Here is a 21,034-nt window from a genome sequence, read left to right as displayed (position 1 = left end):
GAATTAATTTTTTTTACGAAATATTTAAAAAAAAATATTTTTCAAACTTGACTTATGAATTAAAATTGTACTTTTGCAAAAAATTTTTTGAACCATAAAAGATAATTAAAGAAATGGTGTTTTCAAATAAGCCAATTAAAGCAATTTTAGTATTAGCAATTTCTGCATTGCCTTATTTAGGTTTTTCAAATGTAGAAGATACAACTGCTACACACGAAGCGCACAAAAATGAAGCAGTTGCACCTCATGGAGAAGCAAATCATGACGCGCAAGCAGCACACGCACACGGAGCTGTTAATACCAAAGAAGAAGTTACTGCATTTATTGAGCATCACTTACAAGATTCTCATGATTTCAATTTCTTTGCTGATGGAGAAAAAGGTGTGCATTATGGTTTTTCATTACCTGTTATTTTAATTGATAATGGTTTAAAAGTTTTTTCTTCTTCTAAATTTCATAACGAAAAAGAATTAGCTGAGGTTGATGGTGTTTATTACAAATTGCACCATGGTAAAATTTATGTGTCTGATAAAGATGGAAATTTATCATTAGATGAACATGGTCATGCTACAAATAAAATGCCTTTAGATTTTTCAATAACTAAAAATGTGGCATCTATGTTATTGGTGTCTGCAATGTTATTGTTTATGTTTACAAGCTTAGCAAGAGCATATAAGAAAAATAACGGTTTGCCATCAGGATTTGGAAGAGTGTTAGAGCCGTTAATTTTATTTATTCGTGATGAAATCGCAATTCCTAATATTGGTGAGAAAAAATATAGAAAATTCATGGGTTATTTGTTAACTGTGTTTTTCTTTATTTGGTTGTTGAATTTATTAGGAATGACGCCACTTGGAATTAATGTTACGGGTAATATTGCAGTAACTGTTTGTTTGGCGATTTTCACGTATATTATAACGCAATTTAGTGCAAACAAAGATTATTGGGGGCATATCTTCTGGATGCCAGGGGTGCCGGTTCCAATGAAAATTATCTTAGCTCCAATTGAGGTGTTGGGTACATTAACAAAACCATTTGCTTTATTAATTCGTTTATTTGCAAATATTACAGCTGGTCACGTTGTTGTAATGAGCTTGATTGCAATGATATTTGTGGGTAAAAATTTAGTTGCTGATTTACCTATATCTTTAGGTTTGACAATATTTATTTCGGTAATTGAAATTTTGGTAGCGTTCTTACAGGCGTTTATCTTTACAATGTTGTCGTCTTTGTTTATTGGTATGGCGGTACAAGATCATCATCATGACGATCATCATTAATAATAAAAATAAGAAGTTTAATTTTTAATACTATATATTATGAACATTCCTGTATTAGTTGGTGCTGGTTTAGTAGTTATCGGTGCTGGTTTAGGATTAGGTAAAATCGGTGGATCTGCAATGGACGCTATCGCTCGTCAACCAGAAGCTGCTGGAAAAATCCAAACTGCGATGATTATTATCGCGGCATTATTAGAAGGTTTAGCATTCGCTGCTTTAATCTTAGGAAAATAATTAAATGCTTAGTCAATTCTGTGACGGTTGGTCGCAGAATTGATTATTTTGTTTGAATTTTAAGTATATACAACTCTATAATATGGAAAAATTAATTCACGACTTTTCATTCGGTTTGTTTTTTTGGCAAGCTTTTATCTTATTAGTACTTATTGCATTAATGGTTAAATTTGCTTGGAAACCAATCATGCAAACGTTAACAGATAGAGAAGAAGGTATTAAAGATGCTCTTCAATCTGCTGAAAATGCTAAAAAAGAAATGATGGCTTTAAAAGCTGATAACCAAAAGTTATTAGACGAAGCTAGAGCAGAAAGAGATGCAATGATTAAAGAAGCTACAGCTATCAAAGATAAAATGATTGCTGATGCTAAAGAAGAAGCTCAAGTTCAAGGCGCAAAAATGATCGAACAAGCAAAAGCTACAATCGAGAGTGAGAAAAATGCTGCTATGGCTGAAATTAAAACGCAAGTTTCTTCTTTGTCTTTAGAAATTGCGGAGAAATTATTAAAAGAAGAATTAACTAACAAAGAAGCTCAAACTAAATTAGTTGAGAAATTGTTAGGTGATGTTAAATTAAATTAATCAATCGTTATGTCAAGAGCTGCGATTAGATACGCAAAAGCAATTTTAGATATCGCTACAGCAAACAATAATGCGTCTGCTGTAAATAATGATATGAAAGTAATTGTTGCTTCAGTGACTGGTAGTCAAGAATTAAAAGATTTCTTAGTTAATCCAATAATCAAAGGAGATGCTAAATTTAACGCAGTTAAAGAAATCTTTGCTACTGTTCAAAATGAAACCAATGGATTATTTCAATTGCTTTTAGCAAATAAACGATTTGAAATTTTACCTGCAATTGCATCCCAATTTAATACATTGTTTGATCAAGTTAGTGGTGTTGAAACTGCTGTGGTTACTACTGCATTTCCAATCACTGCTGAAATAGAAGCACAAGTATTAAATAAAATAAAAGAGTTTTCATCTAATTCAATTACTATTAAAAATGTAGTTGATGAATCAATCATTGGTGGATTCATATTACGAATTGGTGATAAACAATACAATGTATCTGTTGCAAATAAATTACAACAATTGAAAAGAGAATTTAGTTATTAATATACCATTATTAATTATATAAAAAATGGCAGAAATAAAACCAGCTGAAATTTCGGCAATCTTAAAAAAGCAGTTATCTGATTTTCAATCAGGAGCTACATTAGAGGAAGTGGGTACTGTACTACAAGTTGGTGACGGTATTGCGCGTGTTTATGGTTTATCAAATGCTCAATACGGGGAGTTAGTACAATTCGAAAATGGATTAGAAGCTATCGTATTGAACTTAGAAGAAGATAACGTTGGGGTTGTATTATTAGGGCCTTCAACTGGTATTAAAGAAGGTTCAACCGTTAAAAGAACAGGAAGAATTGCTTCATTAAAAGTAGGTGAACAAGTTGTTGGACGTGTAGTAAACACTTTAGGAGAGCCAATCGATGGTAAAGGTCCTATTGGTGGTGACTTATATGAGATGCCTTTAGAGCGTAAAGCTCCCGGGGTAATTTTCCGTCAACCTGTAACTGAGCCATTACAAACTGGTATCAAATCTGTTGATGCAATGATTCCAGTTGGTCGTGGACAAAGAGAGTTAGTAATCGGAGACCGTCAAACGGGTAAAACGACAGTTTGTATCGATACTATCTTAAATCAAAAAGAATTTTATGATGCTGGTCAACCAGTATTTTGTATATATGTAGCTGTAGGTCAAAAAGCATCTACTGTAGCTGCTATCGCAAAAACATTAGAAGAAAAAGGAGCAATGGCTTATACAGTTATCGTTGCGGCTAATGCTTCAGATCCTGCTCCAATGCAAGTATATGCTCCAATGGCTGGTGCTGCAATCGGTGAATATTTCCGTGATACAGGTCGTCCTGCTTTAATTGTTTATGATGATTTATCTAAACAAGCAGTAGCTTACCGTGAGGTATCATTATTGTTAAGAAGACCACCAGGTCGTGAGGCTTATCCTGGAGACGTATTCTACTTACACTCTCGTTTATTAGAGCGTGCTGCTAAAGTTATTGCAGATGATAGTATTGCTAAAAACATGAATGATTTACCAGAATCTTTAAAACCAATTGTTAAAGGTGGTGGTTCATTAACAGCTTTACCAATCATTGAAACTCAAGCAGGTGACGTTTCTGCATATATCCCTACAAACGTAATTTCAATTACAGACGGACAAATTTTCTTAGAGTCTGATTTATTCAACTCAGGTGTACGTCCAGCTATTAACGTTGGTATCTCTGTATCTCGTGTAGGAGGTAATGCACAAATTAAATCAATGAAAAAAGTATCAGGTACATTAAAATTAGACCAAGCACAATTCCGTGAGTTAGAAGCTTTCGCGAAATTTGGTTCTGACTTAGATGCGGTTACTTTAAATGTAATTGAAAAAGGTAAACGTAACGTAGAAATCTTAAAACAATCGGTTAATGATCCTTACACTGTTGAAGATCAGATTGCGATTATCTATGCTGGAACTAAAAACTTATTAAGAAATGTTCCTGTAGAAAAAGTAAAAGAGTTTGAAAAAGACTTTTTACAATTCTTAAATTTAAAACATAGAGATACTTTAGATGCATTAAAAGCTGGCAAGTTTGATGATAACATCACTAATGTATTAGAAGCTGCTGCTAAAGAAATTTCTGCAAAATATTAATAAAAGTGATTAGTAATTAGTGGATAGTAAATGGCTACTCACTAATTACTTTTTACTAGTTACTTTAAATACATACAATGGCAAACTTAAAAGAAATACGTAGTAGAATTACCTCTGTATCATCAACGATGCAGATTACTTCTGCCATGAAAATGGTTTCGGCAGCTAAATTGAAAAAAGCGCAAGATGCCATTACAGCTATGCGTCCTTATTCTGAGAAATTGACAGAGTTAATTCAAGGTTTAAGTGCTTCTTTAGAAGGAGATGTAGCTGCTAAGTATACTACACAAAGAGAAGTTAAAAAAGTTTTAGTGGTTGCTATTACTTCTAACAGAGGTTTGTGTGGTGCTTTAAATTCAAACGTATTAAAGCAAGTAAAAGCTTTATCTGAAAAATATGGTCATGATAATGTTGGTATTTTTGCAATTGGTAAAAAAGCGAACGATGGATTACACAAAACAAATTTTGTAATCGCAAATAGGAGTGATGTATTTGATGATTTAACTTTTGAAAATGTTGCTCATATTGCTGAATCATTGACACATTTATTTATGGATGGGGAATATGATAAAATTGAATTAGTTTACAACCAATTCAAAAATGCAGCAACTCAAGTGGTAGTTACTGAGCAATTTTTGCCATTAGCTCCAATTCAAGGTGATGCTTCTACTGCTGCTGATTATATTTTTGAACCTTCAAAAGTAGAGATTGTAATGGAATTAATTCCAAAATCTTTAAAAACGCAATTATATAAAGCAGTTAGAGATTCATTTGCTGCTGAGCATGGTGCACGTATGACTGCAATGCACAAAGCAACAGATAATGCAACAGAATTAAGAAATCAATTGAAATTAACTTATAACAAAGCGCGTCAAGCGGCAATTACTGGAGAAATCTTAGAAATTGTAGGAGGTGCAGAAGCTTTAAATAGCTAATCATTTTCAAATTAAGTTAATTATTATTATTCTCATAAAGTCCCGATTTATCGGGACTTTTTTTATATTTGAATATTTATTTAGAAAAAAATGAACATTATACGTTGTAATTCTTATGACACAATTTTAGAGAATTATTCAATAATTCAACAACTCTATGATTCAAGCTTTACAAAAGAAAAATATGAATCCTTAATTAAGGAAATGATTCCTAATGGATATAAACAAATTGCGATTTATGAAGAAGAAAAATTAGTGGCGGTATCCGGTTATTGGATAAATACGAAACTATATACCGGTAAATATCTAGAAATTGATAACTTTGTAGTTGATGAAAACCATCATGGCAAGGGTTTTGGTAAGATGTTAATTGAAGAAATTGAGAAAATTGCTAAAAATAACAATGCTAATGCTATTGTTTTAGATGCTTTTTCAACTAATTTTTCTGCACATAAATTCTATTATAATCATGGTTATGTGCCTAAAGGATTTCATTTTGTCAAATTTATTTAAACAAATGTATGAATAAGTTGTTTTTATTTATGGTTGCTGTAATTGGGGTTTCATGTTGTTCAACATCAAACGCTATAGTAAATTCAACTTTGATTGAACAAGATTTTCAAATAGAAAATACTACCTTTCAATATTGGGTTGCAGGTATAAAAGGTGGGGGAGCAGGATACCATTTTAATTTAAGTTTAACTAAAGAATTGCCTAAAAATACAGCATTACTAAAGGTTGTTTTTAGAAAAAAATCTGCACCTTTAATTAAAGTAGATGCATTACATTATAACGCTAATTTGATAGTACGTGTTGGAGGAACAGAAGGAGATGGTCAAACGCCCAATCTAGATTCTAATTTAAATGATACTCAAGCCCAACTATTTTATACAATTAATGGAAAAGAAATGTCGAGAATAATTGATAATGTAAAAGAAATTCCCTTGATGGCTTATCCATCAGCTAAACCAAAAAACAACTAATACTATTTTGACAGCCTATAAAAATTTATTTAAGCAAACACTTATTTATGGTTTTGCTACTGTGCTTCCACGGGTAATTAGTTTTTTACTCGTTGGTTTACATACACAATTAATGCCAAAAGTTTCTTATGGTGAAATAACGATATTATTATCGTATATGGTGTTTTTTAATGTGGTTTTATCTTATGGAATGGAAACGGCGTTTTTCAGATTTTATCATAAAGATTTAGATAAAAAAGAAGTAATTAGCACTTCTATGGTGTCTATTTTTTGGTCCTCGATTTTATTTTTATCGGGTGCCTTATTGTTTCAAAAGTCAATAGCATCTTTTTTAGAAGTTGATAAAGAATATGTTAACTACGCCATTTGGATATTAGCTTTTGATGCATTGACAATAATACCATTTTCACAGTTAAGAGCAGAACAAAGACCTATTCGTTATGCAACGATTAAAATTGCTAATGTAATAATTAACATGCTTTTAAATGTTTTCTTTTTAGCCATTTTACCAAAATTAGCTTTACTTAATCCTTATGGATTTTGGAGCAGTATTTATGTTACAGATTATCAAATTGGCTATGTGTTTTTGGCTAATTTAATGGCTAGTTTGTTGACTTTTTTAGTTTTTATTCCTAATTATATAAAGTCAAATTGGTTTTTTAATAAAGTTCTTTGGAAACAAATGATACAATACGGTTGGCCAATATTATTCGCAGGATTAGCATTTGGTATCAACGAACATTTTGATAAAATCTTATTAGGAAAGTTATTGCCCGAAAAAATTGCAAAAGCAGAAGTAGGGGCTTATGCCGCTTGTTATAAAATTGGATTGTTTATGGTGTTGTATAGAACGGCCTATACCTTAGGTATTGAGCCCTTCTTTTTTAGTCAGGCTGGAAATAGTAATGCACCACAAACGTATGCAACAGTGACGAAATATTTTGTTATTTTAGGTTCTTTAATCTTATTAGTGGTGGTCGTTTTTGCAGATGTAATTAAGTTTTTCTTAGTTAGACAACCCGAATATTGGGAAGCTATGAAAATTGTTCCATTGATCATTATTGCTAATTTCTTTTTAGGAATTTATACAAGTTTATCAGTTTGGTATAAATTAATTGATAAAACCATAATTGGCGCTTATATTTCAGTAATTGGAGCTCTAGTCACTTTAGTGTTGAATTATCTTTTAATACCAAAATTTAGTTATATGGGATCGGCCATTGCTACTATTGCGGCTTATGGTTCCATGATGTTGATTTCTTATTTCATGGGTAGAACAAAATATCCTATTCCATTTGATATGCCTAAAATTTTAGGGTATCTTGGCGCTTCAATTTTATTGGCTTGTGTTTCTTTTTATGTTCCTATTTTAAGAGAAACATATATCTTTGGAATTGTTGCTATCCTTGGATTTAGTTATTATATTTATAAAAATGAAAAAGAAGTTATATTAAAAACTTTTAAACGAAAATAATGCAAGTAAAAATTATAAATCAATCGCAACATCCTTTACCAAATTATGAAACAATAGCTTCTGCAGGAATGGATTTGCGTGCGAATCTAACAGAATCAATTACGTTAAAGCCTTTGGAAAGAACGTTGGTTAAAACCGGACTGTTTATTGAATTGCCAATTGGTTTTGAAGCACAAGTCCGACCAAGAAGTGGCCTGGCTTTCAAAAAAGGAATTACCGTTTTAAATTCTCCAGGAACAGTTGATGCCGATTACCGAGGAGAAATTGGCGTTATTTTAGTAAATTTATCCAATGAAGATTTTGTAATCGAAAATGGAGAACGTATAGCGCAATTGGTGATTGCAAAACATGAACGTGCCGAATGGATTGAAGTGGAAGAATTAAATGAAACTTCTCGAGGAGCAGGAGGATTTGGTAGTACTGGCGTAAAATAAATTTAATAATTTAAGATTGAAAATTTATAGATTTATCTGAATTTTAAATCGTTCAATCATTTAATCTTTTTATATACAATGAAAATAATCGTACCAATGGCCGGACGTGGTTCGCGTCTTCGACCACATACTTTAACCGTTCCTAAACCATTAATTCCAATTGCTGGAAAACCAATTGTACATCGGTTAGTGGAAGATATTGCAAAAGTAATTAATCAACCATTAGAAGAAGTTGCATTTATAATTCACCCCGATTTTGGTGCAAAAGTTGAAGAAGATTTAATTGCAATTGCTGAAAAATTAGGAGCAAAAGGAACCATTTATTATCAAAAAGAAGCTTTAGGGACAGGACATGCAATTATGTGCGCCAAAGATTCTTTAAGTGGACCAGCTGTTATTGCTTATGCCGATACTTTGTTTAGGGCTGATTTTACGTTGGATGCTAATGCAGATAGTGTAATTTGGGTAAAACAAGTTGACCAACCAGAAGCTTTCGGAGTTATCAATTTAAATGAAAATAATCATATTGTTGAATTGGTGGAAAAACCAAAAGAGTTTGTGTCTGATTTGGCCGTTATTGGAATTTATTATTTTAAAGATATTGCTGTATTGAAAAATGAATTGCAATCAGTGTTAGATAATAACATTATTCATGGTGGCGAATACCAAATTAATGATGGTATTAAACAAATGATGGAAAAAGGTATGGTTTTTGTACCAGGTCAAGTAGACGAATGGATGGATTGTGGAAATAAAAATGTAACGGTTGAAACCAATGGAAGAATGTTGAAGTTTATTCACGACGATGCGGAAGAAACAATGATTTCTCAGAATGTTCGACTTGAAAATTCTGAAATTATTCCACCGTGTTACATTGCAGATGATGTTTATATTATTAATTCTATCATTGGGCCAAATGTTTCCATTGGAAAGGCTACACATGTTACAAATTCAAAAATTAAAAATAGCTTAATTCAAACACATTCACATATAAGTAATGCAAAATTAGATAATGCTATGATTGGTAATCATGTCAATTATAATGGTGAATTTACAAGTGTGAGTCTGGGAGATTATAGTACGTTAGACTAATTATATGATTCGATTATTTGGTTTCTTTTTTCTATTTCAAATCGGTTTTGCTCAAGTGCAGCAAGAACCCGATCAAATTGAAACGGCTTCAAATGAAGTGGAGAATAATTTCTATGAAGCACTAAAACATAAAAGTATGGAGAACTATGATAAAGCCATAGTTGCTCTGGAAAAATGTATTGAAAAAGAAACTAAAAACCCTGAGTTTTATTATCAATTGGGTACCAATTATTTGGCTTTGAAAAAATACCCCGAGGCTGAACTGCAATTTCAAAAAGCAGTAGACTTGAATCCTAAACAACGATGGTATTGGAATGGGTTGTATGATGTATATTATCAAACAAAAGATTTTAATAAGGCAATTCCGGTTGTAGAAAAGTTGACTTCTTTTGATGTTAACATGAAAGAGGATTTGGTTTCGTTGTACATGAATACGAGTCAATTTGATAAAGCTAAAAAAGTTCTTGATGATATTGAAAACACTTCCAATCTTACTAAAAGTATGGAAATGTATAAGCTGCAAATTCAAAGCATGAATAAAGCAACCCAACCTCAGGTTGATGTTTTATTGGCAGGAATTAAAGAAAATCCTAAAGTTGAACAAAATTACATCGACTTAATTTTATATTATTCTACAAATAATCAGGAACAAAAAGCATTTGAAACAGCTAAAAAATTAACGGAAGAAATCCCAACATCAGATATGGGACATGTGAGTTTGATGAAGTTTTATATTACGCAAAACAATATTGACAGGGCAACTGAATCTTTTAAAAGGGTAGTGAAAAGCGGTAAAGTTGATTTGAAAATTAAACATCGTGTTTTGAATGAATATTTAATTTTTGCTACAAAAAATACGCAGTTGTATTCTGAAATTGATGCAGTATTACCTTATTTTGATAATCAGTCGGGATTAAATGTCTACAAAGAATTGGCGAAATATTTTTATAACAAAGACCAATTTAAAATGGCTGAAAAATATTTTGAAAAGGCCATTGGGAAAAGTACCAATGATGTTGAAACGATTGACTTACTTTTAAATACGTATGACTTTAATGAATCGTACGATAAAATGGCTAAAAAAGCAGAGGAATTAATTGATTTATTTCCAACCAAACCCAATTTGTATTACTATGTTGGTAAAGGTCAAAATAAATTAAAAAATTATAAAAAAGCTAAGGATTTCTTAGAAATGGGATTAGATTATGTGGTGGATAATAAAAATTTGGAATCTGGATTTTACAAACAATTAATCCTAACTTCAGAGGGTTTGTCAGATGCTAAAATGAAACAAACGTATCAAAAAAGGTTAGATCAAATTAAATAATTCAAAAAATTAAATTAAGAGAATGCAAAATATTTTTAAATATATTGTTTTGTTATTTGTTGTGGCATCTTGTAAAACTAAACAAGTTGTAGTAGCCGAACAAGCTGCAAAAGAAACGGACAAATCTTCAGAAGTAATCCAAAAACATTATGAAAATAAATTGGTGTTTCAAACAGCCTCCATTCGTGCTAATGCTAATTATGAAGATTCAAAACAATCTTTAAATATCAATGCTGATTTACGAATAAAAAAAGATGAAGTAATTTGGATTAGCTTAAAGTTTCTTGGAATTACAGCCGCTAAGGCCTACATCACGCCTTCAAAAGTAAGTTATTACGAAAAAATAAATAACAGCTATTTTGATGGCGATTATACTATGCTTTCCAATTGGTTAGGAACCGATTTGGATTTTCAAAAAGTGCAAAATTTATTATTAGGTCGTCCAATTGATGATTTAACAAAAGAAGAATTTATTGCTGAAGTAGCTGAAAATCTTTTTCAATTAAAAAATAAAAAAAACACACAAATTGAAAAGATTTTTGCATTTGAAACAGGGAATTATTTGTTAAAAAAACAATTTATTAATCAAATAGTTAAACAACGAAATGTAAATGTTTATTATCCATCTTATCAAAATCAAGACAATAATTTTTTACCAACAGGAGTTAATATTGTAGCAAAGGATAAAGATGAAGTGAAAATTGATGTAGAATATAAAAAAATCACGTTTAATGAGGATTTAAACTTTCCGTATTCTATTCCAAATGGCTACAAACAAATTATAATTGATTAATTTCGCAAAAAATTATTTTCAGCATGAACAAACTATTCACTTTATTAGTGCTCTTATTATTTACTTTACCTGTTTTGGCTCAGGATGACGCGCAACGAAAATTAGAGGAGCGTAAAGAACAATTGCAAAGAGAATTGGCTGAAATGCGTAATAAATACCAAAATGAAAAAGTAAAGGAAAAATCGGTTTTAAAAGAAATTAATAAAATTGAAGCACAAATTAATTTAAGTGAAAAATTAATCAATACTATTTCGAAGCAAACACGCCTTTTAAGCGATGATATTTATTTAACACAATTAGAAATAAATAAATACAATCGTGAGTTAAAAGTAATGAAGGAAGACTATGCTAAAATGATTGTAAAATCATACAAAAGTCGTTCCGATCAAAGTAAAATCATGTTTATTTTATCGTCAAATAGTTTTTTACAAGCTTACAAACGTATCCAATATATGAAACAATATGCAGGATATAGAAAAATGCAAGCAGAAGAAATTAAAGAAAAACAGTTAAAGTTAACACAAGCTGTTTCGCATTTAGAAGGTAAAAAGAAAGAAAAAGAAGTGGTTTTACAAGAAAGTACTAAAGCCAAACAAGAACACGAAAAGATTAAACAAGAGAAAGTAAAAGTTGCTAAATCGATTCAAAAAGATAAAAAGAAATATGCTGCTGAAATTGAAAAAATGAAAAAAGAGCAGCGCGATATTGATCGAAAAATCAAGAAAATGATTGCCGATGCGATTGCCGCTGCAAATAAGAAAAATGCAGAAAAAGCTAAAGCAAATACAAGTACTAAAACAGGAACTAAAACGAGTACTACTACTAAACCAGTTGCAGTATCTTCTACAAAAATTGAATTAACACCTGAAGGAAAAATTGAATCGGATAACTTTAAATCAAATAAAGGAAGATTGCCTTGGCCTGTTGAAAAAGGTGCTATTTACATACCTTACGGGAATAGTAAACATCCTGAGTTCAGTAACTTAGATGTTCATAATAGCGGAATAGATATTAAAACAGAACAAGGCGCAGTAGCAAGAAGTGTATTTGCAGGCGAAGTTTCAGGTATTCAAATTTCTCAGAGTACTGGTACTTATACGGTTATGATTCGTCATGGTGATTTCTTTACAACTTATAGTAATTTAAGTTCAGTGTCTGTTTCTCAAGGGCAAAAAGTTGGAATCAAGCAAACATTGGGTAAAATTAAAACCAATTTTTCCGGATTAACGGTTATGAAATTTACACTAAGTCAAAATATTACAACACTCAATCCAAAAACGTGGATTGCGCCTAAATAAAACTAAAAAACAACTATAAAATGGAACAACAACAAAGACAATTGACAGAAGATCAAATTAAAATTGAACAAGCCAACTTTATTGCAAAAGTTTACGGTTGGATGTGTGCGGCATTACTAGCAACAGGATTAACAGCTTGGTATGTAGCCCAATCGGAAGAAATTATCGTGGCATTAGTAACCAATAAAATTTTATTCTACGGATTATTATTTGGTGAAATTTTATTAGTAGGGTACATCTCAAGAGCGTTACCTACCATGAATGTAAGTATGGCAAAAGCACTTTTCTTTTTGTATGCTATAGCTAACGGATTAACCTTGTCTTTAATATTTGTCATCTTTACTACAACCTCTATTGCATCTGCCTTTTTTATTACCGCAGGTACTTTTGCCGTTATGAGTGTTTACGGGTATTATACAAAATCGGATTTAACTTCTATGGGTAAAATTTTAATGATGGCTTTAATCGGATTAGTTATTGCTTCAATCGTAAATATTTTCATGGAAAGTACCCTATTGTATTGGATTACGTCTTACGTTGGGGTGTTTATTTTTACAGGATTAATCGCTTACGATACCCAAAAAATAAAAGAAATGAATATCATAGGAAATGAAGGTACAGATGAAGATACCAAAGAATCTTTAATGGGTGCTTTAACACTTTATCTAGACTTTATTAATTTATTCTTATACATCTTACGTATTTTTGGTGATAGAAAATAAAATAGAAAGCGGACTTTGGTTCGCTTTTTTTATTGAATTATTGGAACCATATAAGTCATATAAGATTTACTTTTTTAAATTGTATAAAAGTTGGCAAACCAGTTTAATCTGTGACTTTAAAATTTAAAACCAATCAAATTAATTTTAACTATTAACGAATTACTAAATTAAGTACTTTTGCAAAAAAATATATTATGGTCAAAATAGGCAACATCATTTTACCCGAACATCCTTTGTTATTGGCACCCATGGAAGACGTGAGCGATCCGCCTTTCCGTAGGTTGTGTAAAATGCATGGCGCCGATTTAATGTATTCTGAATTCATTTCATCTGAAGGTTTAATTCGAGATGCCATGAAGAGCAAAAAGAAATTAGATATTTTTGACTATGAACGTCCAGTAGGCATCCAAATTTTTGGTGGTGATGAAGAAGCCATGGAAATGTCTGCCAAAATTGTAGAAACCGTACAGCCCGACTTAGTGGATATTAATTTTGGTTGTCCCGTAAAAAAAGTGGTGTGTAAAGGCGCAGGTGCTGGAGTACTAAAAGATGTCGATTTAATGGTCCGATTAACCAAAGCTGTAATTAAAGGAACCAGTTTGCCCGTTACTGTTAAAACCCGTTTAGGTTGGGACGAAAATTCTATCAATATTGATGAAGTTGCGGAGCGTTTACAAGATATAGGTGTGCAAGCCCTCACCGTTCATGCCAGAACAAGAGCTCAAATGTATAAAGGCCATTCTGATTGGACGCATATTGAACGCATTAAAAACAATCCTAGAATCACCATGCCAATTTTTGGTAATGGCGATATCGATTCTCCAGAAAAAGCCTTAGAATACAAAAATAAATATGGTTTAGATGGCATGATGATTGGTCGTGCTGCCATAGGTTATCCTTGGATTTTTAACGAAATCAAACATTTTTTTGAAACCGGGGAACACCTTGCGCCACCAACGGTTGCCGATAGAGTTGAAGCAGCGCGTAACCATTTAATTTGGTCTATGGAGTGGAAAGGCGAACGCGTAGGTATTGTTGAAATGCGTCGTCATTATACCAATTATTTCAAAGGTATTCACGGATTCAAAGAGTGCAAACAAAAACTAGTTACTACTGATGGACATAACGAGTTAATGGATTTATTTGAAACCATTAAAGAAGTCTATGCCAATTACGAACATCAGGTATAAATGTTGTCAAGCAGAACTCGTTTACCATAAATAAATCTTAGATTCCATTTTGTCATGCGGAACTTGTTTAACTTCGTTGAATCTTCGATTTCAGCATCTCATTTAACTTTGCCAGACCTTTGATTTCAACAACTCACAACTTCGTTAGTTATATTTGTAGAACAAAAGTATTGCTCCTAACGTAACTACTCAGGCTGTCCGCACTCGCTTATTTGTTTATTTCGTAAACCTCAATAAACAAACAGAGCTCAAACAAAGCTTCCATCCTGTCTATTGTACACGTTTAATTTTTCAGTAGATTTTGATAATTAATTTAATGTGAATCTTAATGTCCTTAATGGGATATTGATTGAAAAATTAAATGAATTAAAGTCAAATATTTTTTCATAATAAAGATTTGAGTAAATACTATGAAAGTTATTGTTTATTTTAATCTGAAATTGTCTTTGAATACCTGATGTGTAATTAGAAAATTTGTTTTCAACAAAATTAATCTTATAATAAAAATCTATTTTTGGCTTATTCCAGTATTTACTAATCTGAATATTAACTCCATTTAAATTATTTGCAATTTTGTTATATCCAATTCCAAAATCAAAAAACTTAGGTATAAATCCATAATATGTTATTTCAAAATTATTATATTTTGAGTATTTTTTAATAAAATCTAATTGATTGTATTCATAAGTAAAACAAAAAGAATCAGAATAAGATTTGAAATTTCCAGTTAATTTATTTTTATTTATTGAACTTTTAAACCGCATGTTATTCTTAAAATTATTTTCAATGATAAAATTTATATTGGTATTAATTTTTTTGCGGCCAATTTTTTTAAGATCAAAATCTATTTTTAAACCAATTGGTAATCTAATATTACTTATAAAATTAATGTAGGTGAAAGTTTCTGGAATTTTATAAAAACTATGTGAAAATATGTTTTTGTATAAATATCCACCTTTTAGATTATCTTTAAAAATCTTTTGATTATTTTCAAATTCAATTTTTAAGAATAATTCATCTATTAAGTTTTTAAATGAATTAAAATTTAAATCGGAATCTAATTGATTAAATGAAAATGCTTTTATTGTGTATTCATCATTGTTTATTAATTCAAAATAAAAATCATCATTTCCGAATATTCCAGATTTTCCAATTTTACTTTCATTTTTAATTGGGAATAATTTTTCGAAATTATTTAATTTTAAGTTATCATATAGCCAAGTAGCAATTTTTTCATTATATATTATTCTGTTAATGATAGTATCAATTGTCTTCTGTTTGTCAATTTTAAAATAATATTGATATGAGTATAAACTTAGTTTGCCATTTTTATCTTGATTCAATTCAATGGTTATTTTGTTATTACTTAATCTAAAAAAGAATTTATCATCAATGGTATGAAGATTTTTTAATTTTAATATGTTGTTTTGTTCATAAACCATTTCTTTTTCAAACTGTGAAATCAATGAATCATAAACTGTTTTTTGACCAAACGTAAATGTAGAAATTAAAAAAAATAAAAAAGTAAAATATGTTTTCATATAATGTTGTTACTTCAAAAATAAACTATTGATTTTATAGATGCAATTTAATTTTAAAAGGTTGGAAAAATTTCAAAAAAATCTGCTTTCTAATATTTTGCAAATCTTTGTATTAATTTGTGAATCTCTGTGTGACAAAATTTTCTTAACTTTCCATTTTCAATCAAAGCTACAATGCAAGAATTATCAAAAATCAAAATACTCCATCTCGATACCAATCATCCGTTACTTTGGGAACAATTAGAACATGCCGGATTTACCAATGAAGCTGATTTCGTTTCCTCTAAAGAAGAAGTTGAAGCAAAAATTCAGAACTACCATGGTGTGGTTATTAGAAGCCGATTTAAAATTGATAAAACCTTTTTGGATAAGGCAATTAACTTGCAATTTGTTGCGCGTGTAGGTGCCGGACTCGAAAGTATTGACTGCGAGTATGCACATGTAAAAGGAGTGGAGTTGATTTCTTCACCTGAAGGAAATCGAAATGCAGTAGGTGAACATGCCTTAGGAATGGTGTTGTCGTTGTTTAATAAGTTGAATAAAGCCGATAGAGAAATTCGACACGGTCATTGGAATCGTGAAGCCAATCGTGGATTGGAATTAGACGGGAAGACAGTCGGAATAATAGGTTATGGAAATATGGGTAAATCTTTTGCAAAAAAACTAAGAGGTTTTGATGTAGAGGTTTTATGTTATGATATACTTTCAAATGTGGGCGATGAAAACGCTAAGCAAGTTTCATTGTCTGAATTACAAACTAAAGCTGATGTAATTAGTTTGCATACACCCTGGACTGATTTGACCAATAAAATGATCAATGCCAATTTTATCAATGCTTTTCAAAAACCCTTTTGGTTCATCAATACCGCTCGTGGAAAGAGTGTGGTAACGGCCGATTTGGTTGCGGCTTTACAATCTGGTAAAATTCTAGGAGCCGGATTAGATGTGTTGGAGTATGAAAAATTATCTTTTGAAACGTTGTTAACAAACGAAATACCAGAACCTCTGCAATATTTAATACAAGCGGATAATGTACTTTTAACACCACATATTGCCGGTTGGACGCAAGAAAGTAAAACCTTATTGGCGCAAGTGATAGTGGATAAAATACTAGCGAAATACCAAAAATGATTTCTTGATGTGTGCCTTAAAATTTAAAACATTTTTTAAAAAAGTATGGAGTTGATTTAGCCTTTATGTTTTCGTTCCAATTCTGCTTGGAATTCTTCCATCACGGGTTTGACTGTACTTTCAGGTAAATCAGCAATTTTAATATACATTAATCCATCTACCGAATTGTTAAATAATGGATCAACATTAAACGATACCACACGAGCGTTTTGTTTAATGTATTTTTTAATTAATACAGGTAAACGCAAATCGCCAGGTTCTACTTCATCAATAATTTTATCAAATTTATTTAAATCGGCCTCAGTTTCATTAAAAACAAAATCTTTGTCGGCGTCTTTTAATTTTACTTTATATTCTTTTTTAGGATGAACATATTGTGCTACAAATGGATCCCAATAATGCGACTTCATAAATTCAATCATTAATGATTTCGAAAACTCCGAAAATTGATTGCTTATACTAACCCCTCCAATTAAATATTTATGCTCAGGGTAACGTAGAGTTGTATGCACAATACCTTTCCATAATAAAAATAAAGGCATGGGTTTTTGCTGGTACTCTGAAATAATAAAAGCTCTACCCATTTCTATAGATTGACTCATCATCTTATACAATTCTGGTTCAAATCTAAACAATTCATGAAGGTAAAAGCCTTCTATACCGTGTTTTTCAAAAATGCTACTTCCTAATCCCATTCGGTAAGCACCTGCAATAACTTGCGCTTCATCATCCCATAGAAACATATGATGGTAGTAGTTGTCATAGTTGTCAAGGTCAATGGCTTCGTTCGTTCCTTCACCAACAGCTCTAAAAGTGATTTCTCTTAAACGCCCAATTTCGTGCAAAATATTAGGGATTTTTTCAGTTGTGGTTAAAAAAACTTGATAGTTTTTGCTTTGTAATAAACGATGGTCGCCTTCTTTTAACACCTTAATTTCCTCTAAAATTTGATCGTGATTCGCTGGTTTCACAATTTGTTTTGGAGGTTTTGGTGAACTTAATTTAGGTAATTGAAGTTTACTTTCTTCTTCGAAAGCATTGGAAAGCATGTATGTTTTTTTACGAAGAAATTCGCCAAATTCAGGAATTTCTTTGTATTCTGCTTGTTCGTTAACCGATATAGGTTTTCCTATTCGGACTTTAATAATTCTATCTTTTTGGGTTAACAATTCACTAGGTAATTTAGCGGTCCTAAGTGTATCGTTTATTTTAGAAAGCGTATAGAATAATTTACTGTTTTGCGCATGAAAATAGATAGGAACCACAGGAACATTAGCTTTTTTAATAATTTTTAAAGCACCTTCTTCCCAAGGTTTATCTACAATTAATTTTCCATCTTTATAAGTAGAAACTTCACCAGCAGGAAAAATACCTAAAGGTTTTCCATCGCTTAAATGACGAAGTGTTTCTTTAATACCAATTACGCTCGATTTACTGTCCTTATGGTTTTCAAAAGGATTAACCGGCATAATGTAAGGTTTCATAGGTTCAATTCTATGTAAAAGAAAATTGGCAATAATTTTAAAGTTAGGTTCTCTTTCTAACATCAACTTTAAAAGTAAAATTCCATCGATGCCTCCTAGTGGATGGTTAGAAATAGTAATATAAGCCCCATCTTTAGGTAGTCTTTTTAAGTCTTCTTCAGGAATTTCGAACTTTATTTGAAATTCATCTAAAATAGCATTTAAAAATTCTACTTCACTTAAATGCTTATTTCTATCGTATATTTTATTTAGTGTCGATATCTTAAGAATCTTCATTAACAACCAACCTGAGAAAGTTCCCAAGAATCCGTATTTGTCTGTATTGATAACTTTGGCTACTTCTTTAGCAGTAACTAATCCCATTTAGTTTCGTTTTTACGCAAGAAACAAAGATAACAATTTTGATGAATGTGTGCCTATTTTTATGCAAGAATCATGAATTATTCTTTACTTTTTAAAAAATGAATTTGATACTGAATATTTTATAAAATACTTGTAGAAATCGATGCTTTTTATTGAAAACTTTTTTACATTTGAGAAATTTGAAAGATTAAAATGAAGATTATTTCTTATAATGTAAATGGAATTAGAGCGGCAATTACTAAAGGATTTTTAGAATGGTTACAACAAGCAAATCCGGATGTAATTTGTTTGCAAGAAATTAAAGCAACAGAAGATCAAATCCCAAAGTTGGAAATTGAAGCAGCAGGTTATCCATACCAATATTATTTTTCTGCCGAAAAAAAAGGATATAGTGGTGTAGCAATTTTGTCAAAATATGAACCTAAGAATGTTGTTTTTGGAACAGGAATTGATTACATGGATAAAGAAGGTAGGAATTTGCGTGTAGACTTTGATGATCTATCAGTCATGAGTTTGTATTTGCCTTCGGGGACAAATAGTGATAGACTGGATCATAAATTTCAATATATGGATGATTTTCATAACTATATTGAAGCGTTAAGAAAAGAAATTTCGCATTTAGTAGTTTGTGGAGATTATAATATTTGTCATCAAGCCATAGATATTCATGACCCTATTAGAAATGCTAAAGTTTCAGGTTTTTTACCAGAAGAACGGGCATGGTTAGATAAATTTATTTCAAGTGGAATGGTGGATACCTTTCGTCATTTAAATAAAGAGCCGCACAATTATAGTTGGTGGAGTTACCGCGCTAATGCAAGAAATAATAATAAAGGATGGCGAATTGATTATTGTTTGGCCTCCGAACCTATGAAAGATAAAATAAAAAGAGCCTTAATATTGCCTGAAGCCAAACATTCAGACCATTGTCCGGTATATGTTGAATTTGATTTATAATACAACCATTTAAAATAGAACTCGTCTAAAAAATAAAGATAATTAAAATTATGATTAGAAAAATTGCCCTTGCAGCTGTAGTATTAAGTATGACAACCTCTTGTGTGTCAAAAAAAATATACCAAGATTTAGAAAATAAATTTGCAGAATTAAAAAAAGAAAGAAATGCTTTAGCAGATGAAAATGAAGTCTTGAAAACAGATAAAGCCAATCTTCAAACAGAATTGGATCGAATTAAAGCGGAATTAGATAAATGTAAAACCGAACGAGATAAATTAGCATCGGACTATTCCGCTACTAAGAAAAGTTTAGATAATTTAAAATCTTCTTATGCGGCATTAGAAAAAGATAGCAACGAAGCACTAGAAGCAAATATTAAAAAGAACAGAGAATTATTAGCTGAATTGGAAGCGAAACAAAAAGCATTGGCTACAGAACAAGATAAATTCAATAAAATTAAAAAGGATTTTGAAGCGAATGCCAAACGCTTAAAAGAGTTAGAAGATTTAATTGCAGCGAAAGAAGCAGCAATGAAAAAATTAAAAGAAACCTTGTCTAAATCATTAAAAGCTTTTGAAGGTAAAGGTTTAACAGTGACTGAAAAAGACGGAAAAGTATATGTTTCTATGGAAAATAAACTACTTTTCAATTCGGGAAGTTATGCGGTTAATGAAGAAGGTAAAAAAGCAGTAGAATTGGTTGGTAAAGTATTGGGTGATAATCCAGATTTATCAGTATTGATTGAAGGTCATACCGATAACGATAAAATTACTGGAACTTTAACAGGTGGAATCGAAAACAACTGGGATTTGTCTACTAAACGTGCAACAGCTATTGTAACTATTTTAACTGCAAATCCTAAAGTAAATAAATCTAATTTAACGGCTGCCGGTAGAAGTGAATTTGCGCCTTTAATGAGTAATGAGTCTGCAGAAGGAAAAGCTAAAAATAGAAGAATTGAAATCATTTTAACTCCAAAATTGGATGAAATTACTAAGTTATTAAACGAAATGTAAAAAATAAATGCTTATAAATTTAAAGTCTAGAAAATTTCTAGGCTTTTTTTTATTCCAAAA

General features: G+C 31.0%; 21 protein-coding genes. 19 read left to right on the top strand and 2 right to left on the bottom strand.

The features are described from left to right. Positions 1-113: 113 nt before the first annotated feature. From atpB to dusB, 16 genes are all read left to right on the top strand, one after another. Positions 114-1,280, top strand: coding sequence for a F0F1 ATP synthase subunit A (atpB, locus tag KQS_RS12690; RefSeq protein WP_014389578.1), 1,167 nt, complete (start codon positions 114-116; stop codon positions 1,278-1,280). 39 nt (positions 1,281-1,319) lie between these two features. Beyond that, positions 1,320-1,514, top strand: a complete 195-nt coding sequence (gene atpE / locus KQS_RS12685) for an ATP synthase F0 subunit C (protein ID WP_014389577.1) — start codon at positions 1,320-1,322, stop codon at positions 1,512-1,514. A gap of 82 nt (positions 1,515-1,596) precedes the next feature. Then, positions 1,597-2,097, top strand: a complete 501-nt coding sequence (locus tag KQS_RS12680; protein WP_014389576.1) for a F0F1 ATP synthase subunit B — start codon at positions 1,597-1,599, stop codon at positions 2,095-2,097. Between the two features lie 3 nt (positions 2,098-2,100). Next, a complete protein-coding gene (gene atpH / locus KQS_RS12675; RefSeq protein WP_157868460.1) occupies positions 2,101-2,634 on the top strand; it encodes an ATP synthase F1 subunit delta in 534 nt (177 codons plus the stop codon). A 25-nt stretch (positions 2,635-2,659) separates the two neighbouring features. Next, positions 2,660-4,234 (top strand): F0F1 ATP synthase subunit alpha, encoded by a 1,575-nt coding sequence (atpA, locus tag KQS_RS12670; RefSeq protein ID WP_014389574.1) that lies wholly within the window; start codon positions 2,660-2,662, stop codon positions 4,232-4,234. 77 nt (positions 4,235-4,311) lie between these two features. Continuing rightward, on the top strand, positions 4,312-5,169 hold the full coding sequence (gene atpG / locus KQS_RS12665; RefSeq protein ID WP_014389573.1) for an ATP synthase F1 subunit gamma: 858 nt from the start codon (positions 4,312-4,314) through the stop codon (positions 5,167-5,169). A gap of 90 nt (positions 5,170-5,259) precedes the next feature. Further along, positions 5,260-5,682, top strand: a complete 423-nt coding sequence (locus tag KQS_RS12660) for a GNAT family N-acetyltransferase (RefSeq protein WP_014389572.1) — start codon at positions 5,260-5,262, stop codon at positions 5,680-5,682. Positions 5,683-5,690: 8 nt separating this feature from the next. Continuing rightward, positions 5,691-6,152, top strand: a complete 462-nt coding sequence (locus KQS_RS12655; protein ID WP_041252112.1) for a hypothetical protein — start codon at positions 5,691-5,693, stop codon at positions 6,150-6,152. A gap of 7 nt (positions 6,153-6,159) precedes the next feature. Further along, positions 6,160-7,626 carry a lipopolysaccharide biosynthesis protein gene (locus KQS_RS12650; protein ID WP_014389570.1) on the top strand — a complete coding sequence of 489 codons (1,467 nt, stop codon included), beginning with the start codon at positions 6,160-6,162 and terminating at the stop codon, positions 7,624-7,626. Continuing rightward, positions 7,626-8,060, top strand: coding sequence for a dUTP diphosphatase (gene dut / locus KQS_RS12645; RefSeq protein ID WP_014389569.1), 435 nt, complete (start codon positions 7,626-7,628; stop codon positions 8,058-8,060). Before KQS_RS12650 ends, dut begins: the two co-directional genes overlap by 1 nt. A 78-nt stretch (positions 8,061-8,138) precedes the next feature. Next, entirely contained in the window at positions 8,139-9,152 is a 1,014-nt protein-coding gene (locus KQS_RS12640; RefSeq protein WP_014389568.1) for a sugar phosphate nucleotidyltransferase, read from the top strand. A gap of 4 nt (positions 9,153-9,156) precedes the next feature. Further along, complete coding sequence (locus KQS_RS12635) at positions 9,157-10,479, top strand: tetratricopeptide repeat protein (protein WP_014389567.1); 1,323 nt, start codon at positions 9,157-9,159, stop codon at positions 10,477-10,479. Positions 10,480-10,501: 22 nt separating this feature from the next. After that, a complete protein-coding gene (locus KQS_RS12630; RefSeq protein ID WP_014389566.1) occupies positions 10,502-11,272 on the top strand; it encodes a DUF4292 domain-containing protein in 771 nt (256 codons plus the stop codon). Positions 11,273-11,295: 23 nt separating this feature from the next. After that, positions 11,296-12,570 (top strand): murein hydrolase activator EnvC family protein, encoded by a 1,275-nt coding sequence (locus tag KQS_RS12625; protein ID WP_014389565.1) that lies wholly within the window; start codon positions 11,296-11,298, stop codon positions 12,568-12,570. A 20-nt stretch (positions 12,571-12,590) separates the two neighbouring features. Further along, the gene (locus KQS_RS12620) at positions 12,591-13,292 is read left to right on the top strand and encodes a Bax inhibitor-1/YccA family protein (RefSeq protein ID WP_014389564.1); all 702 of its coding nucleotides are present in this window, start codon (positions 12,591-12,593) and stop codon (positions 13,290-13,292) included. 194 nt (positions 13,293-13,486) lie between these two features. Beyond that, positions 13,487-14,482, top strand: a complete 996-nt coding sequence (gene dusB / locus KQS_RS12615) for a tRNA dihydrouridine synthase DusB (RefSeq protein WP_014389563.1) — start codon at positions 13,487-13,489, stop codon at positions 14,480-14,482. 308 nt (positions 14,483-14,790) lie between these two features. On the opposite strand, the gene KQS_RS12610 is transcribed toward dusB, so the two are convergent. After that, complete coding sequence (locus KQS_RS12610; RefSeq protein WP_014389562.1) at positions 14,791-16,023, bottom strand: hypothetical protein; 1,233 nt, start codon at positions 16,021-16,023, stop codon at positions 14,791-14,793. A gap of 174 nt (positions 16,024-16,197) precedes the next feature. Between KQS_RS12610 and KQS_RS12605 the strand changes: the two genes are divergently transcribed. Then, positions 16,198-17,154, top strand: coding sequence for a 2-hydroxyacid dehydrogenase (locus KQS_RS12605; protein ID WP_014389561.1), 957 nt, complete (start codon positions 16,198-16,200; stop codon positions 17,152-17,154). 56 nt (positions 17,155-17,210) lie between these two features. Here the strand turns inward: KQS_RS12605 and KQS_RS12600 are convergent, their stop codons facing one another. Then, entirely contained in the window at positions 17,211-19,001 is a 1,791-nt protein-coding gene (locus KQS_RS12600) for a GNAT family N-acyltransferase (protein WP_014389560.1), read from the bottom strand. Positions 19,002-19,193: 192 nt separating this feature from the next. On the opposite strand from KQS_RS12600, the gene KQS_RS12595 reads away from it, so the two are divergent. After that, positions 19,194-19,958, top strand: coding sequence for an exodeoxyribonuclease III (locus KQS_RS12595; protein ID WP_014389559.1), 765 nt, complete (start codon positions 19,194-19,196; stop codon positions 19,956-19,958). A gap of 50 nt (positions 19,959-20,008) precedes the next feature. Continuing rightward, positions 20,009-20,974, top strand: a complete 966-nt coding sequence (locus tag KQS_RS12590; protein WP_014389558.1) for an OmpA family protein — start codon at positions 20,009-20,011, stop codon at positions 20,972-20,974. The last annotated feature ends 60 nt before the right edge of the window (positions 20,975-21,034 follow it).

This window comes from Flavobacterium indicum GPTSA100-9 = DSM 17447 (genome assembly GCF_000455605.1).
GTDB lineage: Bacteria > Bacteroidota > Bacteroidia > Flavobacteriales > Flavobacteriaceae > Flavobacterium > Flavobacterium indicum.
Note: the sequence above shows the minus strand (reverse complement) of the source record. Positions and strands in the feature narration are given on the sequence as shown.

Coding starts and splice junctions, on each gene's coding strand:
- atpB (WP_014389578.1), top strand. CDS start 114: ATGGTGTTTTCAAATAAGCCAATTAAAGCAATTTTAGTATTAGCAATT.
- atpE (WP_014389577.1), top strand. CDS start 1,320: ATGAACATTCCTGTATTAGTTGGTGCTGGTTTAGTAGTTATCGGTGCT.
- KQS_RS12680 (WP_014389576.1), top strand. CDS start 1,597: ATGGAAAAATTAATTCACGACTTTTCATTCGGTTTGTTTTTTTGGCAA.
- atpA (WP_014389574.1), top strand. CDS start 2,660: ATGGCAGAAATAAAACCAGCTGAAATTTCGGCAATCTTAAAAAAGCAG.
- atpG (WP_014389573.1), top strand. CDS start 4,312: ATGGCAAACTTAAAAGAAATACGTAGTAGAATTACCTCTGTATCATCA.
- KQS_RS12660 (WP_014389572.1), top strand. CDS start 5,260: ATGAACATTATACGTTGTAATTCTTATGACACAATTTTAGAGAATTAT.
- KQS_RS12655 (WP_041252112.1), top strand. CDS start 5,691: ATGAATAAGTTGTTTTTATTTATGGTTGCTGTAATTGGGGTTTCATGT.
- dut (WP_014389569.1), top strand. CDS start 7,626: ATGCAAGTAAAAATTATAAATCAATCGCAACATCCTTTACCAAATTAT.
- KQS_RS12640 (WP_014389568.1), top strand. CDS start 8,139: ATGAAAATAATCGTACCAATGGCCGGACGTGGTTCGCGTCTTCGACCA.
- KQS_RS12635 (WP_014389567.1), top strand. CDS start 9,157: ATGATTCGATTATTTGGTTTCTTTTTTCTATTTCAAATCGGTTTTGCT.
- KQS_RS12630 (WP_014389566.1), top strand. CDS start 10,502: ATGCAAAATATTTTTAAATATATTGTTTTGTTATTTGTTGTGGCATCT.
- KQS_RS12625 (WP_014389565.1), top strand. CDS start 11,296: ATGAACAAACTATTCACTTTATTAGTGCTCTTATTATTTACTTTACCT.
- KQS_RS12620 (WP_014389564.1), top strand. CDS start 12,591: ATGGAACAACAACAAAGACAATTGACAGAAGATCAAATTAAAATTGAA.
- dusB (WP_014389563.1), top strand. CDS start 13,487: ATGGTCAAAATAGGCAACATCATTTTACCCGAACATCCTTTGTTATTG.
- KQS_RS12610 (WP_014389562.1), bottom strand. CDS start 16,023: ATGAAAACATATTTTACTTTTTTATTTTTTTTAATTTCTACATTTACG.
- KQS_RS12605 (WP_014389561.1), top strand. CDS start 16,198: ATGCAAGAATTATCAAAAATCAAAATACTCCATCTCGATACCAATCAT.
- KQS_RS12600 (WP_014389560.1), bottom strand. CDS start 19,001: ATGGGATTAGTTACTGCTAAAGAAGTAGCCAAAGTTATCAATACAGAC.
- KQS_RS12595 (WP_014389559.1), top strand. CDS start 19,194: ATGAAGATTATTTCTTATAATGTAAATGGAATTAGAGCGGCAATTACT.
- KQS_RS12590 (WP_014389558.1), top strand. CDS start 20,009: ATGATTAGAAAAATTGCCCTTGCAGCTGTAGTATTAAGTATGACAACC.